This window comes from Streptomyces sp. ICC4, from assembly GCF_003287915.1.
In the GTDB taxonomy this organism is placed as follows: Bacteria; Actinomycetota; Actinomycetes; order Streptomycetales; family Streptomycetaceae; genus Streptomyces; species Streptomyces tritrimontium.
Genome location: NZ_CP030286.1, coordinates 5,038,547 through 5,054,504, shown reverse-complemented (window position 1 = coordinate 5,054,504; position 15,958 = coordinate 5,038,547). Strand labels below are relative to the sequence as shown.

Annotated in this window: 12 protein-coding genes; 9 read left to right on the top strand and 3 right to left on the bottom strand. The window is 72.9% G+C overall.

Annotated features, from left to right (window positions below):
* Positions 1 to 684 precede the first annotated feature (684 nt).
* From DRB89_RS23555 to DRB89_RS23545, 3 genes are all read left to right on the top strand, one after another.
* Complete coding sequence (locus DRB89_RS23555; protein WP_112450237.1) at positions 685 to 948, top strand: WhiB family transcriptional regulator; 264 nt, start codon at positions 685 to 687, stop codon at positions 946 to 948.
* Positions 949 to 1,225: 277 nt separating this feature from the next.
* Positions 1,226 to 4,909 carry a glycosyltransferase family 2 protein gene (locus DRB89_RS23550; RefSeq protein WP_112450238.1) on the top strand — a complete coding sequence of 1,228 codons (3,684 nt, stop codon included), beginning with the start codon at positions 1,226 to 1,228 and terminating at the stop codon, positions 4,907 to 4,909.
* Positions 4,906 to 6,396, top strand: a complete 1,491-nt coding sequence (locus DRB89_RS23545) for a DUF5719 family protein (RefSeq protein WP_112450239.1) — start codon at positions 4,906 to 4,908, stop codon at positions 6,394 to 6,396. Before DRB89_RS23550 ends, DRB89_RS23545 begins: the two co-directional genes overlap by 4 nt.
* A 33-nt stretch (positions 6,397 to 6,429) precedes the next feature.
* On the opposite strand, the gene DRB89_RS23540 is transcribed toward DRB89_RS23545, so the two are convergent.
* The gene (locus DRB89_RS23540; protein ID WP_112463405.1) at positions 6,430 to 6,813 is read right to left on the bottom strand and encodes a metallopeptidase family protein; all 384 of its coding nucleotides are present in this window, start codon (positions 6,811 to 6,813) and stop codon (positions 6,430 to 6,432) included.
* A gap of 223 nt (positions 6,814 to 7,036) precedes the next feature.
* Here DRB89_RS23540 and DRB89_RS23535 point away from each other — a divergent pair, with 223 nt between their 5' ends.
* The 6 genes from DRB89_RS23535 to DRB89_RS23510 all read left to right on the top strand — a co-directional run bounded on the left by DRB89_RS23535 (position 7,037) and on the right by DRB89_RS23510 (position 12,671).
* Entirely contained in the window at positions 7,037 to 7,414 is a 378-nt protein-coding gene (locus DRB89_RS23535; protein WP_112450241.1) for a DUF3499 domain-containing protein, read from the top strand.
* A 78-nt stretch (positions 7,415 to 7,492) separates the two neighbouring features.
* Positions 7,493 to 8,863, top strand: a complete 1,371-nt coding sequence (locus tag DRB89_RS23530) for a phosphomannomutase/phosphoglucomutase (protein WP_112450242.1) — start codon at positions 7,493 to 7,495, stop codon at positions 8,861 to 8,863.
* Between the two features lie 122 nt (positions 8,864 to 8,985).
* Entirely contained in the window at positions 8,986 to 9,174 is a 189-nt protein-coding gene (locus DRB89_RS23525) for a Trm112 family protein (RefSeq protein WP_112450243.1), read from the top strand.
* Between the two features lie 92 nt (positions 9,175 to 9,266).
* A complete protein-coding gene (locus DRB89_RS23520; protein WP_112450244.1) occupies positions 9,267 to 10,400 on the top strand; it encodes an SIS domain-containing protein in 1,134 nt (377 codons plus the stop codon).
* Positions 10,401 to 10,439: 39 nt separating this feature from the next.
* Positions 10,440 to 11,612, top strand: a complete 1,173-nt coding sequence (gene manA / locus DRB89_RS23515; protein WP_112450245.1) for a mannose-6-phosphate isomerase, class I — start codon at positions 10,440 to 10,442, stop codon at positions 11,610 to 11,612.
* A gap of 93 nt (positions 11,613 to 11,705) precedes the next feature.
* Complete coding sequence (locus DRB89_RS23510) at positions 11,706 to 12,671, top strand: cation transporter (protein WP_112450246.1); 966 nt, start codon at positions 11,706 to 11,708, stop codon at positions 12,669 to 12,671.
* A 77-nt stretch (positions 12,672 to 12,748) separates the two neighbouring features.
* On the opposite strand, the gene lepB is transcribed toward DRB89_RS23510, so the two are convergent.
* Together lepB and DRB89_RS23500 are read right to left on the bottom strand one after the other, a co-directional pair.
* Positions 12,749 to 13,444 carry a signal peptidase I gene (gene lepB, locus DRB89_RS44810; protein WP_239516298.1) on the bottom strand — a complete coding sequence of 232 codons (696 nt, stop codon included), beginning with the start codon at positions 13,442 to 13,444 and terminating at the stop codon, positions 12,749 to 12,751.
* A 120-nt stretch (positions 13,445 to 13,564) separates the two neighbouring features.
* The gene (locus tag DRB89_RS23500) at positions 13,565 to 15,655 is read right to left on the bottom strand and encodes a fructose-specific PTS transporter subunit EIIC (protein ID WP_112450247.1); all 2,091 of its coding nucleotides are present in this window, start codon (positions 15,653 to 15,655) and stop codon (positions 13,565 to 13,567) included.
* Positions 15,656 to 15,958: the final 303 nt, after the last annotated feature.

The window sequence follows — 15,958 nt, the reverse complement described above, 5'->3', positions numbered from 1 at the left end:
GTGGTGTTCAGGGTGCTGGTGCTGTTCATCGGGGGGTTCCTCGACGGATGTCAGTCGTGCAGGCGGTCGCTGTGGGGGCTGGAGCTCAGCGGAGCCGAAGCTCCGGGGGCATCAACAGCTGCAACAGCAACAGCGAACCTGGGCAGCGCGCAGGAACCCACGAATGGGGGTCCAGGTGGCGGCTGCGGGCGCTGACATGGCAACTAGGAGACCGGTTGGGGGGCCGGACTGTCAACCCAATGTCCGTTTTGGTGGAAAAGTTTCACCTCATCCGGTTACCGTGCCCGGAGAAAGGTTTGTGCAGTCGGTACCAGGGGATGTGGCGCTGCAAGTCGCGCCGCACTCCTCGTGGCCGCTCTCAAACCCGGCAAGCCGCCCGATGTCACCCTGTGGCCGAAATGTGATCTGCGCCGCTTCTCCGGCCGGATCGGAACCCCACCACAGAGTGACGCGTCGACTACGGGGGAGGGAGTGTCCTGTGAGGTACCTGTGGCATGTGTCACGATTTTTGGCGATATGAACACTTTCTGCATAGGCTTGGTTCCGCAGAGTGAATAAGGGGCCCAATAGCAGATCTCGGCTTGACTGCGCCGGAGCCCCGCACTTGTAATTTCACTCGTGTCGTTACGTAGCGATGAGTAACGGCATCACCACGGGGACGCACAGACAGAGCGAGGGGCGCACATGACCGAGCTGGTTCAGGAACTGCTGGTCGAGGAGGCGGACGAAGAGCTCGGATGGCAGGAGCGAGCTCTCTGCGCCCAGACCGACCCCGAATCCTTCTTTCCCGAGAAGGGCGGCTCGACCCGCGAGGCCAAGAAGGTCTGCCTCGCCTGCGAAGTCCGCTCCGAATGCCTTGAGTACGCCCTCGCCAACGACGAGCGATTCGGCATCTGGGGCGGCCTGTCCGAACGCGAGCGCCGACGCCTGAAGAAGGCCGCCGTCTGAAGCGCCTCCGGCGCGCACCGACCGGCGCCCGCGGCACGACCCACGACATATCGAGCGGCATAGCCGACGGCATACCCGCCCGTGCACCCCGCAGTGCACACAGCGGTACAAATCGCAGTACAACGAACAGCACGACGAGCAGAGCAAACGGTCCGCCTCCCGCACCTTCCCCGCAGGAGGCGGACCGCTGTGTTCCCAGCCGTTAGTGTGGGGCGCTGTCCAGCAGCCTCCGAGGGCACACCACCCCCGGACCCCCGGCCGGAGGGCCCGTACCGCGATGTCCCTGCACAGCCAGTCGAGCGCCTCCCACCAGGCTGCCGCCGCACCAGAGTTCCCCCGGCACGTCGTCACCGCGGTCCTCGTCGCCCATGACGGCTCCCGCTGGCTGCCCCGGACCCTCGCCGGTCTCCTCGGCCAGGAACGCCCCGCCCAGAGCCACATCGCCGCCGACACCGGCAGCGCCGACGACTCCGCGCGCCTGCTCGGCGAAGCCCTGGGCGAAGACCGGGTCCTGCACCTGGCCCGCCGCACCGGCTTCGGCGCCGCCGTCGAGGAGGCCGCCCGCACCGCCGGCACCCTGACCCCCGAAGAACTCCCGTACCTCAAGCGCCCCTCCGGCTGGGACCCCGTCAGCCGCACCTGGCGCGACGACACGTACGACCTCCCCGACCTGCCCCACGGCGAACCCGTCCAGTGGCTCTGGCTGCTCCACGACGACTGCGCCCCCGAGCCCGACGCCCTCGCCGAACTGCTGCGCGTCGCCGACGAGAACCCCGACGCCGCCGTCATCGGCCCCAAGCTGCGCGGCTGGTACGACAAGAAGCAGCTCCTCGAGGTCGGCGTCACCATCGCCCGCAGCGGCCGCCGCTGGACCGGCCTCGACCGCCGCGAACAGGACCAGGGCCAGCACGACCAGGTCCAGCCCGTCCTGTCCGTCTCCACCGCCGGCATGCTGATCCGCCGCGACGTCTACGACGCCCTCGGCGGCTTCGACCGGCGCCTTCCCCTCATGCGCGACGACGTCGACCTGTGCTGGCGCGCCCAGAGCGCCGGCCACGCCGTCCTCATCGCCCCCGACGCCGTCCTGCGGCACGCCGAGGCCTCCGCCCGCGAACGCCGCACCGTCGACTGCGCCGGCCGGACGAGCGCCAGCCCGCACCGCGTCGACAAGGCCGCGGCCGTCTACACGATGCTGGCCAACAGCTCCGGCCGCGCCCTGCCCTACGTCCTGCTGCGCGTCCTCGTCGGCACCGTCCTGCGCGCCCTCGCCTACCTCGTCGGCAAGGCCCCCGGACAAGCCGTCGACGAGGTCACCGGCCTCCTCGCCACCCTGCTCCGCCCCGGCCGCCTCCTCGCCGCCCGCAAGGCGCGGCGCCGCCCGGCCGTCCCCGCCAAGGAGCTGCGCCCGCTCTTCCCGCCGTCCGGCGCCACCCTGCGCGCCAACGCCGAACACCTCGCCGGCTACTTCGGCTCCGCGGGCGACACCGAGAACGCCAACGCGGGCCGGCACGGCGGAGCCGTCGAATCGGGCCCCGGCGGAGACGACGCCGAATACCTGCACGTCGAGCAGTTCGCGCGGATCAAGCGGATCGCCCGCAAGCCCGCGCCCGTCCTGTTCGCCCTCCTCCTGCTCGTCTCCGTCATCGCCTGCCGCTCCCTGCTCGGCGGCGGCTCCCTCATGGGCGGCGCCCTGCTGCCCGCCCCCGACGGCGGACTCGACCTCTGGCGCTCCTACACCGGCGACTGGCAGCCCGTCGGCACCGGCTCCACCGCCGGCGCACCGCCCTACCTCGCCGTCCTCGGAGCCCTCTCCACCCTGCTCCTCGGCTCCACCAACGCCGCCCTGACCCTGCTGCTCGTCTGCTCGGTCCCGCTCGCCGGACTCACCGCCTACTTCGCCTCCCGGCCGCTGGTCAGGTCCCGGCTGCTGCGCGCCTGGGCCGCCGTCGCCTACGCCTTCCTCCCCGCCGTCACCGGAGCCCTCGCCGGCGGCCGCCTCGGCACCGCCGTCCTCGCGGTCCTGCTCCCGCTCATCGCCCGCTCCGCGGTCGCCGCCTTCGGCTTCGGCGGCCAGAGCGGCCAGGGCAGCCCGGCAGGCACCGAGGGCAGCTGGCGCGCCACCTGGACCCACACCCTCCTGCTCACCCTGGCCACCGCCTTCACCCCCGTCGTCTGGCCGCTCGCCGCCGTCCTCGGAGCCGCCGCGCTCGCCTGGCGCCGCGCGCACTGGAAGACGTACGGCCCCCGGCTCCTCGCGACGCTCGCCGTCCCCCTCCTCGTCCTCGCCCCCTGGTCGCTCGGACTGCTCACGCACCCCGGCCGCTTCCTGCGCGAGGCCGGACTGGACTACGGAGCCGGCTCGGCCACCGCCCTGGACCTGCTCGGCATCAGCCCCGGCGGACCCCGGACCGCGGGCGGCCTGATCCTCATCGGCATCGTCCTCGCCGCCCTGGCCGCGCTGCTGCGCACCGACCGGACGTTCGCCGTCCGCACCGCCTGGGCCGCCGCGCTCGCCGCGCTCGTCCTCGCCGTCCTCGTCAACCGCACCGCCTGGGCCGGCCCCGCCACCCTCGTCTACGGAATCGCCCTGCTGGCCGCCGCCGCCATCGGCGCCGACGGGGCCAAGGAACGCGTCGCCGCCCGCAGCTTCGGCTGGCGCCAGCCGCTCGCCGCCCTGATCGCGCTCGCCGCGGCCATCGGCCCGGTCATCGGCGCCGTCGCCTGGATGCTCACCGGAGCCGCCGGCCCGCTGGAGCGCCGCGACCCCGTCCAGGTCCCCGCCTTCGTCGCCGAGGAGAGCGGCACCCGCGACCAGGCCCGCACCCTCGTCATCGGCGCCACCACACCGGCCGCCCTCTCGTACAGCCTCGTACGCGGCTCCGGCGGCCGCCTGGGCGACGCCGAACTCGCCGCCCAGGCCGGCAGCGACACCCGCCTCGACAAGGTCGTCTCCAGCCTCGTCGCCGGCTCCGGCGCCGACCAGACCGACCAGCTCGGCGGCTTCGCCATCCGCTACGTCCTGGTCCGCGACGGGGCCCCCGCGGAGATCGGCCGCGTCCTCGACGCCACCCCGGGCCTCAGCCGCCTCAGCAAGCTCGAAGGCAGCGCCCTGTGGCGCGTCGACCGGCAGGTCGCCCGCGCCGTCATCGTCCCCGCCAAGCCCGGCGAGGCCCCCATCCCCGTCGCCTCCGGCCCCGTCGAGGCCCACACCAAGATCCCGGCGGGCGAAGCGGGCCGCGTGCTGCGCATCGCGGACCAGACCTCCCCCGGCTGGCAGGCCACCCTCGACGGCAAGCCCCTCAAGGCCAAGACGCTGGACGGCTGGGCCCAGGGCTTCGAGCTCCCCGCCGACGGCGGCCGCCTCGACCTCGTCCACCAGGACGCCCTCACCCGGACCGCCTGGCACTGGGCGCAGGGCCTGCTCGCGCTGGTCCTGCTCGTGATGGCCCTGCCGGGCCGCCGCACCAGCCTCGACGACGACCTCCCCGAGGAGGAGGCCGCGCCCGCCGAGGAGGCCGGGGAGGGCCGCCGCGCCCGCCGGCTGCGCGACCAGGCCGAGGCGGAGGCCGCGGCCCCCGCCGAGGCGGCCGTCGCCGCCGACCCGTACGCCCAGATCCCGGCGCAGCAGCCGTACGGGCAGGACGCCTACGGCGAGGACGCCTACGCCTACCAGCAGGCCTACGGGGACCAGGGCGGCTACGCCTACGGGCAGCAGGAAGCCCAGCCCCAGCAGCCCCAGCAGCCCGGCTACCCGTACGAGCAGCCGCAGCAGTACGACCGGCAGCCGTACCAGGAGCAGCAGCAGTACCCCTACCCGTACCCGCCGTACGAGGCGCAGCCGCAGCCGCATCCGTCGCACGAGCCGTACGAGTCCTACGAGCCATACGACCCCTACGGACAGCACGACGGACAGCAGGACGGGCAGCACGCCCCGCGTCCGGACGGGAGCCCCCAGCAGTGAAGCAGCGCGTACCCCTGACGCTCGCCGCCGTCACGGCGGCGCTGGCCGCCGTCACCGGCCTCGCCGCGCTCACCGCGCCCGCCGCGGGCCGGGCGGCCGCGGCCGCCCCGGCCGGCGGGGAAGCGGCCCGGATGCCGGTCGAGCGGTCCCTGCTGGTGTGCCCCGCGCCCAGCACCTCCGACATCGCCGAGACCGTGTACACGGCGTTCACCCCGGGCGCGGCCGCCGCCGGCGGCAAGGGCTCCGCCCGGCTGCTCGGCGCGACCAAGGACGCCAAGCCCGTACTGGAGCTCAAGGAGCCCGGGAAGCCGCTGGGCGCCAAGGCCTCGGGCGCCGAAGCCCCCGCGCTCACCGGCACCGCCGACGGATTCCTCGCTCCCGGCTGGAGCGCGCAGCAGACCACGGTCGTCTCCGTCGGCCGCACCCGCGGCGTGCTCGGCGTCGGCTGCACCGCGCCCGGCACCGACTTCTGGTTCCCCGGCGTGAGCACCGCCAAGGGGCGCGAGGACTACGTCCACGTCACCAACCCCGACGACACGGCCGCCGTGGTCGACATCAAGCTGTTCGGCCCCGACGGCGCGGTCAAGACCGAAGCGGGCACCAGCGAGAACATCCGGATCGACCCCAAGTCCAGCAAGGCGATCGCCCTGTCCTCCCTGGCCCCCGGCGCCCAGATCGCGGACGTCACGGCCCACGTGACGACCCGCGCGGGCCGGGTCGGAGCCACCGCCCAGGCGGGCGAGGAGGGCGTCGGCGCCGACTGGCTGCCCGCCTCCGTCGACCCGTCGGGCACGCTCGTCCTGCCCGGCATCCCGGCGGACGCCACCTCCGTACGGCTGGTCGCCTTCGCGCCCGGCGAGGAGGACGCGGACCTGAAGGTCAGGCTGGCCGGGCCGGGCGGCTCGATCAGCCCGGCGGGCAACGAGCAGCTGCACGTCAAGGCGGGCATGACCGCCAGCGCCGACCTCAAGGACGTCACCCGGGGCGAGGCGGGCTCGCTCGTGCTGTCCCCGGCCGACGGCAAGCAGGCCGTGCCGGTGGTCGCGGCGGTACGGATCGTCCGCGGCAGCGGAGCCAAGCAGGACATCGGCTTCGTCCAGGCGGCCGCCCCGGTGGGCACCCGGGCGACCGTCCCCGACAACCGCGCCGACGAGAACGCGACGGTGCTCTCGCTGACGGCCGCGTCCGGAGCCGACGCCAAGGTCAAGGTGACGGCCTCACCGGGCACGGAGGGCGGCGAGCCGGCCTCCCAGGAGGTCACGGTCAAGGCGGGCACCACGCAGAACATCACCCTCGCCCCGGCGGGCGGCAAGGGCGCCTACGCCCTGACGGTGGAGACCCTCTCCGGCGGCCCGGTCCACGCGGCCCGCACCCTGACCCTGCCGCGCGACGGCATCCCGATGTTCACGGTCCAGACCCTCTCGGACGACCGCTCGACGGTCTCGGTCCCCCGTGCCACCCAGGACCTCTCGGTCCTGACGGACTGAACCGGCGGGATCCGAGAGAGCGGCCGGTCCGGCCTAGTCCTGTCCGTACCGCGGATCCACCGTCTCGGGTGACAGCCCCAGCAGCTCCGCCACCTGCTCCACCACGATCTCGTGGACGAGCAGCGCCTTCTCGTCCCGCGACTTCGTCCGGATCTCCACCGGCCGGCGGAACACCACGATCCGGGCCGCCCGCCCGCCCGCCGCCTCGACCAGCGCGCCCAGCGGCACCGCCTCGTCGTTCCACCCCGCGTCCGCCCCGCCCGGCGGACCGGGCACGTCGCCGACCAGGAACTCCACCTCCGCCAGCTGCGGCCAGCGCCGCTCCAGGCGCTCCACGGAGTCCCGTACGAGGTCGCCGAAGAGCTCCGACCGGCTCGCGGACAGCGGCACCTGCGGCGGGGCCACGGGCCCGCGCATCCCCCGTCCGTGGCGGTCGCGCCGGCGCGCCCGCGGTTCACCGCCCCCGGAGCCGCCGGGCAGCGAAGGGGAAGGCAGGGAAGGGGGAGGCAGGGTGCTGTCCGTCACCCCCGCAGCGTAGCCCGCACGTCCCCCACCGGGCGGGGGCGATCGGCCGACACGGGAGAGTGCCCGGCGGGGGAGTCGTCGCGGCCCGGTCAAGAGTGCGGTAGCGTCCAACGTCGTGAGCCTTGTACGTCGCTGTTCGCGCACCGCGTGCGGCCGCCCTGCCGTCGCGACACTGACGTACGTCTACGCCGATTCGACCGCAGTTCTCGGCCCGCTCGCCACCTACGCCGAACCCCACTGCTACGACCTGTGCGCCGAGCACTCGGAGCGCCTGACCGCCCCGCGCGGCTGGGACGTCGTACGCCTCACCGACGGGTCCGCACCCTCCCGGCCCACCGGCGACGACCTCGAAGCCCTCGCCAACGCCGTACGGGAGGCCGCCAGGCCCCCGGAACGCGCGGCCGGCGCGGGAGGCGGCGCAGGTCAGGGCGGTCACACCGGCGGAGAGACACGCCGCGGACACCTGCGCGTCCTGCGCTCGCCGGACTCCTGACACTCAGATCGTCCGAAAAGAGACTCGGCGCCCACGGTAGGTTTGCCCCACCGCACATCACCTTCAGGAGGGCAGGCAGTGGCCACCGATCTTTCGAACATCGTCAAGGCTTACGACGTACGAGGTGTCGTACCGGACGAGTGGGACGAGCCGCTGGCCGAACTGTTCGGTGCCGCGTTCGTCGAGGTGACCGGAGCGACCGCGATCGTCATCGGTCACGACATGCGCCCCTCCTCGCCCGGCCTGTCCACCGCCTTCGCCCGCGGCGCGGCCGCCCGCGGCGTCGACGTCACCCTGATCGGGCTGTGCTCCACCGACCAGCTCTACTACGCCTCCGGCAAGCTGGACCTGCCCGGCGCCATGTTCACGGCCTCGCACAACCCGGCCCGGTACAACGGCATCAAGCTCTGCCGGGCCGGCGCCGCCCCCGTGGGCCAGGACACCGGCCTCTCCGCCGTCCGCGAGCTCGTCGAGCGCTGGAGCGACGAGGGCGCCCCCGAGATCCCCGCCGGCACCGTCCCGGGCACCGTCACCGAGCAGGACAGCCTCCCCGGCTACGCCGCCCACCTCAAGGGCCTGGTGGACCTCGCCGCCATCCGCCCCCTCAAGGTCGTCGTCGACGCGGGCAACGGCATGGGCGGCCACACCGTCCCCACCGTCTTCGAGGGCCTCCCGCTCGACCTCGTCTCCATGTACTTCGAACTGGACGGGACCTTCCCCAACCACGAGGCCAACCCCCTCGACCCGAAGAACATCGTCGACCTCCAGGCCCGCGTGAAGGCCGAGGGCGCCGACCTCGGCATCGCCTTCGACGGCGACGCCGACCGCTGCTTCATCGTGGACGAGCGCGGCGAGGGCGTCTCCCCGTCCGCCATCACCGCCCTCGTCGCCGCCCGCGAGCTGGCCCGCAACGGCGGCACCGGCACCGTGATCCACAACCTGATCACCTCCTGGTCCGTACCCGAGGTCGTCCGCGAGAACGGCGGCACCCCCGTCCGCACCCGCGTCGGTCACTCCTTCATCAAGGAGGAGATGGCCAAGTCCGGCGCCATCTTCGGCGGCGAGCACTCGGCGCACTACTACTTCAAGGACTTCTGGAACGCGGACACCGGCATGCTCGCCGCGCTCCACGTCCTCGCGGCCCTCGGCGGCCAGGACGGCCCCCTCTCCGAGCTGGTCTCCTCCTACGACCGCTACGCGGGCTCGGGCGAGATCAACTCCACGGTCGCCGACCAGGCCGGCCGCCTGGCCGCCGTCAAGGCCGCATACGGCTCCGCCCCCGGCGTCACCCTCGACGAGCTCGACGGCCTGACCGCCACGGCCGCCGACTGGTGGTTCAACCTGCGCGCCTCCAACACCGAGCCGCTCCTGCGCCTCAACGTCGAGGCCCGCGACACCGCGACCCTCGAAAAGGTCCGCGACGAGGTCCTCGCGCTCGTCCGCGCCTAGTGCTGTGACCAGACCCGCACCGTCCGAGATCCCGGGCCCAAGATGATCCGCCGGGCCGCGTACAGCGCGGCCCGGCGGTACGCTGACCTGGCCCAATCCGCATGTTCGAAGGGAAGCCCCCCATGCCGCTCGAAGCCGGCCTTCTGGAGATCCTCGCCTGCCCCGCCTGCCACTCGCCCCTCGAGGACAAGTCGGCCGACGAGCAGACCCCCGAGCTGATCTGCACCGGAGGCAAGGACTGCGGTCTCGCCTACCCGGTCCGCGACGGCATCCCGGTGCTCCTCGTCGACGAGGCGCGCCGTCCCGCCTGAGCTGCCACCGCCACCCCGCGCAAAGGCTGAGACTGGTACCGACACAGGTTCCGACACCACTGGACACGTCACAGACATAGCCGGAGGCCGCCATGCTCGACGAGTCGCTCCTCGACGCACCTGACGATCTGGCCCGCGCCGACCGGCGCGGCCTGCTCCGCGGCGCCGCCGAGGCCGGGGCCCGGGTGCGCACCGCGGCCCGGCACGCGCTCGAGGCGGGCCTCGGGGACCTGCGCCCCGACGGCCGCCCCCGCGCCGTCCTCATCGCCGGGCCCGGCACCGCCGCCACCGGAGTCGCCGACCTGCTCGGAGCGCTCGCCGGAGCCTCCGCGCCCGTCATCCGGCTGCACCCCACCGGCGTCGCACACGCCTCCGGCGCGCTGCGCTGGACCCTGCCCGGCTGGGCCGGCCCCGTCGACCTGCTGCTCATCGCCACCACCGACGGCACCGAGCCCGGCCTCGCCCTGCTCGCCGAGCAGGCCTACCGGCGCGGCTCCACCGTCGTCGCCGTCGCCCCCGAACGCTCACCGCTGAGCGAGGCGATCGAAGGCGCGCACGGGCTCCTCGTACCGATGGCCAAGGCCCCGTACCAGGAGTACGACGAATCCGCCGCGGCCGGACCCGGCGCCCTGTGGGCCCTGCTCACCCCGCTGCTGGTGCTCCTCGACAAGGTCGGCCTGATCACCGCCGCCCCCGACACCCTCCAGCTCGTCGCCGACCGGCTCGACCGCACCGCCGCGCGCTGCGGCCCCGCCATCGCCACCTACTCCAACCCGGCCAAGACCCTCGCCTCCGAGCTCGCCGACTCCCTCCCGCTCATCTGGAGCGAGGGAGCCGCCGCCGGACCCGCCGGCCGCCGCTTCGCCGCCACCCTCGCTGAGCTCGCCGGCCGGCCCGCACTGGCCGCCGACCTCCCCGAGGCACTCCCGGCCCACGGAGTCCTGCTCGCCGGCGCCTTCGCCGCCGGCGCCGACCCCGACGACTTCTTCCGCGACCGAGTGGAAGAACCGCAGGCCCTCCGCGCACGCGTCGTACTGCTGCGCGACCGGCCCGCAGGCGGACTGACAGCCGCCCCTGCCGCACGCGAGCTCGCCCACAGCCACGACACGGCCATCAGCGAACTCGAACCTGAGGAGGGAACCGAGCTGGAACAGCTCGCCGAACTCCTCGCCGTCACGGATTTCGCCACCGCCTACCTGGCGCTGGCCTCCGGGGGACACAGCTGAGACGCATACCCGCATCTCTCTCACCCAGGAAGACCACCGATGGACCGCCTCTCTAACACGATCCGCCCCTACGCCTGGGGATCCACCACCGCGATCCCCGAGCTCCTCGGAGTCGCCCCCACCGGTGAGCCCCAGGCCGAGATGTGGATGGGCGCCCACCCCGGCGCCCCCTCCCGGCTCGATCGCGGGGCCGGCGAGACCGCCCTGTCGGACGTCATCGACGCCGATCCCGAGGCCGAACTCGGCCTCGCCGTCGTCGCCAAGTTCGGCCCCAGGCTCCCCTTCCTCTTCAAGGTCCTCGCCGCCGGCGCCCCGCTCTCCCTCCAGGTCCACCCCGACCTCACCCAGGCCAAAGCCGGGTTCGAGGACGAGGAGCGGCGCGGCGTCCCGATCGACGCACCGCAGCGCAACTACAAGGACGCCAACCACAAGCCCGAACTGGTCTGCGCCCTGACCCCCTTCGACGGCCTGTGCGGATTCCGTCCGCCGCTGGAGGCCGCCGAACTCCTCGAAGGCCTCGGCGTCGACTCCCTCAAGCCCTACGCGGACCTCCTGCGGGCCCACCCCGAGGAGGAGGCCCTGCGCGAGGTGCTCACCGCCGTCCTGACCGCCGACCGCGCCGAGATGGCCCGTACGGTCACCGAGGCCGCGGCGGCCGCCCAGCGGCTCGGGGGCCCGTACGCCCCGTACGCCGGGCTCGTCCACCACTACCCGGGCGACCCGGGCGTCATCGCCGCCATGCTCCTCAACCACGTGCGGCTCCAGCCCGGCGAGGCCATGTTCCTGGGAGCGGGCATCCCGCACGCCTACATCGACGGGCTCGGCGTCGAGCTCATGGCCAACTCCGACAACGTCCTGCGCTGCGGGCTCACCCCCAAGCACGTGGATGTCCCGGAGCTGTTGAAGGTCACCCTCTTCGAGCCGGCCGACCCGGGCGTCCTGCGCCCCGAGGGCAACGGCGAGGAGGTCTACGAGACCCCCATCGACGAATTCCGGCTCTCCCGCTTCGTCCTGGCCCCCGGCGCCACCCCCCGGGTCCTGCCGGACACCACCCCGCAGATCCTGCTGTGCACGGCCGGCTCCCCGCGGGCGTCCTCCCCGAAGTCCGGCGAACTGGCCCTGGCCCCCGGAGAGTCGGTGTTCGTCCCGGCCGGCGAGAAGGCCGAACTGTCCGGTACCGGCACCGTCTTCCGTGCCACCGTGGTGGTCTGACGTACCGTCCCTACCGGTGGCTGTGAGAATCTGCGGCCGTAGAGCGGCGCCCCGGACAGGGGCGCCGCACCGAGGAAGGGACACATCGCAACCATGAGCGCGTCGGGCGGTACCAAGGCGATCGTGGCGGCACTCGCCGCCAATCTGGCCATCGCGGTGGCCAAGTTCGTGGCCTTCGTCTTCAGCGGATCCTCGTCGATGCTCGCGGAAAGCGTCCACTCGCTGGCCGACTCGGGCAACCAGGGCCTGCTGCTGCTCGGCGGCAAGAAGGCCCAGCGCGAGGCGACCCCGCAACACCCCTTCGGGTACGGGCGCGAGCGCTACATCTACGCGTTCCTCGTCTCCATCGTGCTCTTCACCGTCGGCGGCATGTTCGCCATCTACGAGGGCTTCGAGAAGATCCAGCACCCGCACGCCATCGAGCACTGGTACTGGCCGATCGGCGTGCTCATCTTCGCGATCATCGCGGAGTCCTTCTCCTTCCGCACCGCGATCAAGGAGTCGAACGAGATCCGCGGGAACCTCTCGTGGGGCCAGTTCATCAAGCGGGCCAAGGCCCCCGAACTCCCCGTGGTCCTCCTGGAGGACCTGGGCGCCCTCATCGGCCTGGTCCTCGCCCTCGCGGGCGTCGGCATCGCGCTGGCGACCGGCAACGGCATCTGGGACGGCATCGGCACCCTGTGCATCGGCATCCTGCTGATCATCATCGCCATCGTGCTCGCCGCCGAGACCAAGTCCCTGCTGCTCGGCGAGGCCGCCGGCACCGAGGACGTCGAGAAGATCAAGGCCGCCGTCGTCGACGGCGACGTCGTGACCGGCGTCATCCACATGCGGACCCTGCACCTGGGCCCCGAGGAACTGCTGGTCGCCGCGAAGATCTCCGTCCAGAGCGACGACACGGCGAGCGAGGTGGCGGCCGCCATCAACGCCGCCGAGGCCCGCATCCGCGCGGCCGTCCCGATCGCCCGGGTGATCTACCTGGAGCCGGACATCTACAACGCCGCGGCCGCGGCCGCGGGCACCAACCCGGCCAAGTCCCCGGGCGGCGACGGCCACTGACCGCGCCGTGAGGTGAGGAGGCCCCCGCTCAGCCGCTCCCACGGCCGTACGGGGGCCTTCGCCGTACCCGGACTCCCTCAGACGCCCGGCGGCACGTGCCATGCGTGCACGGACGCCGCGGCGGAGGCCGCCGCCCGGCGGCGCTGCCGCGCGGCGACCACTCCGCACCACACGCCCGCGAGCAGCACGGGGATCCCGCAGAGCACCAGGGACCGCAGGCCGACGAGCAGCGGATCGCCGTCGTCGATCACCGCACCCTTCACGTCCGACTCGGGAACCGTCCCGTGCGGCGCCGTCTGGTACCGGTAGCGGGAGTCCGCCGAGTTGCCGCGGGTGTCGCCCATCAGGAACATCCGGCCCTCGGGCACCGTCACGCTGAACGCGCCGGGCGTGCCCGCCACGGGGTCGCCGTCCAGGACGTACGGCTCGGCCAGGGGCTTCCCGTTGAGCGTGAAGGTCCGGTCACCGGGCGCGTAGGCGAGGTGGTCGCCGCCCACGGCCACCACCCGTTCCACGGACAGGTGCCGCTCACCCCAGGCCGCGGCGTCGAAGAGCACGACGTCGCCGCGCTCCACCTTGGTGATCAGCAGGTTGAAGACCATCGAGGAGCCCGCCGGGTGGGACGGCCCCATGTGGCCCGACGTCATGACCTTCGTGGGCATGAAGAAGTACCCGCCGATGCCGCCGGCGCAGCTCAGCACCGCGCCCAGCACCAGCAGCACCACCGCTGCCACCCCGGTCCGGCGCCCCGGCGCCCCGCCCCGCACGTCCACGATCCCGCCCCTTGTGTTCTCCGCGATCAGACTCGCGGCCGCACTGTACGGGCCGGTCGCGGCGCGAACGCGCCCGGCCCCCCACCAGCAGGTGGGGGGCCGGGCGAGGGAGCCGCGCGGCTACTGGATCTCGCGCAGCACTTCCAGGATCGAGGCCTTGTCCGGCGCGGCCTGCAGCCGCTCCCGGAAGCCGGCGTCCATCAGCTTGCGCGACAGCAGCGCCAGGATCCGCAGGTGCTCGTCCCCGGCCGCGGCCTCGGGTACGGAGATCATGAAGACCAGCCGGGCCTTCGTGCCGTCCAGCGCGCCCCACTCGATGCCCTCGTCGGACCGGGCGAAGCCCACCGTCGGGCGGGTCACGGCGTCCGTCTTGGCGTGCGGGATCGCGATGGACTCGCCGAGACCCGTCGTGCCCTGCGCCTCCCGGGCCAGGGCGACCCGTACGAGCTCGTCCACGTCGCGGACGTTGCCGGTGGTGGCCAGCATCTGCGCCATCTCGCGGATCGCGGCCTCCTTGGAGTCCGAGGCCAGCTCGGTCTTCACGGTCTGCTCGGTCAGGTACCCCGACAGCACCTCGGGCCGGTCGCCCGAGTCGCCCTCGCCGCCCGCACCGCCCGCACCGCCCGCGCCGCCGGGAGCCGTGGCCTGCGCCCGTACGGCCGTCCCGCCACCCGCACCCGCACCCGCACCCACACCGGCCCCGACCAGGACCGGCTCCGGCGAGAGCACCGGCGACCCGGGGCTCACGCCGTCGCGGCGCAGCTTGAACTCGATCAGCGCGTTCGTCGTCAGCGCCGTCACGACCGCACCGGCCGCGATGGCCACGAAGAACATCGCGACACCGCTGATGGCGCCGAACAGCGAGACGATCGGACCGCCGTGCGGCACCGAGTCCTGGACCCCGGCCACACCGGCGATCGCACCGGCCACCGCGCCGCCGAGCATGTTCGCGGGGATGACCTGCGCGGGCCTGGCGGCGGCGAAGGGGATCGCTCCCTCGGAGATGCCGAAGAAGCCCATGAACAGGGCGGCGAGGCCCGTCTCCTTCTCCTCGTCGCTGTAGAGCTTGCGGCGCAGCAGGGTGGCCAGGCCCTGGCCGAGCGGCATGACCGGGATGGCCGCGGCGGCCATGCCCATGACGTGGTTGTTGGTGCCGATGAGGCCGACGGCGACGAGGAACGCGGTCTTGTTGACCGGACCGCCCATGTCGAAGGCGATCATCAGGCCGATGATGGTGCCCAGCACGATCGCGCTGGAGCCGGTCATCCCGTTCAGCCAGCTGGTCAGGTTCGTGAAGACCCAGGAGATGGGCTTCCCGATCACGTAGATGTAGAAGAGCCCCAGGGCCACCGTCGACACGATCGGGATCACGATGATCGGCATGATCGGCTGGATGACCTTGGGGACCTTGACCTTCTTGATCCACACGACCAGATAGCCCGCGATGAAGCCCGTCGCGATGGCGCCCAGGAAGCCTGCGTTCGCGTCGGCCCCGTAGATGTGCACGGCGTCGGCGGCGAGGAAACCGCCGATCATGCCGGGTACGAGGGCCGGCCGGTCACCGAGGGCGTAGGCGATGTAGCCGGAGAAGATCGGCAGCATCAGGCTGAAGCCGGTCACGCCGAGCTTGTTGACGTAGAACCAGAAGGTCCCGTCGGGAATGACCAGCCCGCCCTTGGCGTCCGCGTGACCGCCCAGGGACAGCGACACGGCGAGCAGCAGACCGCCCACGACCACGAACGGGATCATGTGCGAGACGCCGTTCATCAGCGCCTTGTACGCCTGACTGCGCTGATGGCCGCCGCCGGCCGCGCCGGCCCCGCCGGCGCCCGGTCCCGCGGCCGTTCCGGACTGCACCGGCGCGCTCTGCGCGCGCTGGATCAGCTCCTCCGGCCGGTGGATGCCGTCCGCGACGCCGGTGGACAGCACCTTCTTGCCGGCGAAGCGCTCGAGGTCCACCTCCTTGTCGGCGGCGATGATGACGGCGTCCGCGTCTCTGACATCGTTGTCAGAGAGTACGTTCTCCGCTCCGATCGAGCCTTGGGTCTCCACCTTCATCTGCACACCGAGCCGGTCGGCGGCCTGCTGGAGCTTCTCCGCGGCCATGTAGGTGTGCGCGATACCCGTCGGGCACGCGGTGACGGCCACCAATTTCACGGGCTTCCGCCCGCTCGTGCCTCCGCTGCCAGGAGGGACTGCCGGACTGGTCACTGGAATCTCCTCACGCCTTCGTCCTGCGGGATCGCGCAAAAGACCCGACCCACCGGCATCCTCCAACATGTAGGGGGTGCATCAAAAGTCCGAAAGGCCCTGAACTGTTCCGCCGGATGGCCCGAACCCGAGGCGTGACTTGCCCCGCAGCCGTCCGAGCCGCGCTCCGCCGATCGGTGTAGATTCGTCATCAGTGTCAGGCGTCGCTGCTGATGGCGGTCGGGCGGTCCCCAGGACCGGCCGAGGGGAGAGAGGACCCCCGACGGACTGAGCGCCATGTGCGCCACCCCCGCGGGCGGTGCG

What these genes read in the sequence shown, in the direction of transcription:
- DRB89_RS23555 (WP_112450237.1), top strand. Translation starts at nt 685, where the DNA reads ATGACCGAGCTGGTTCAGGAACTGCTGGTCGAGGAGGCGGACGAAGAG.
- DRB89_RS23550 (WP_112450238.1), top strand. Translation starts at nt 1,226, where the DNA reads ATGTCCCTGCACAGCCAGTCGAGCGCCTCCCACCAGGCTGCCGCCGCA.
- DRB89_RS23540 (WP_112463405.1), bottom strand. Translation starts at nt 6,813, where the DNA reads ATGCGCGGGCCCGTGGCCCCGCCGCAGGTGCCGCTGTCCGCGAGCCGG.
- DRB89_RS23525 (WP_112450243.1), top strand. Translation starts at nt 8,986, where the DNA reads ATGCCGCTCGAAGCCGGCCTTCTGGAGATCCTCGCCTGCCCCGCCTGC.
- DRB89_RS23520 (WP_112450244.1), top strand. Translation starts at nt 9,267, where the DNA reads ATGCTCGACGAGTCGCTCCTCGACGCACCTGACGATCTGGCCCGCGCC.
- manA (WP_112450245.1), top strand. Translation starts at nt 10,440, where the DNA reads ATGGACCGCCTCTCTAACACGATCCGCCCCTACGCCTGGGGATCCACC.
- DRB89_RS23510 (WP_112450246.1), top strand. Translation starts at nt 11,706, where the DNA reads ATGAGCGCGTCGGGCGGTACCAAGGCGATCGTGGCGGCACTCGCCGCC.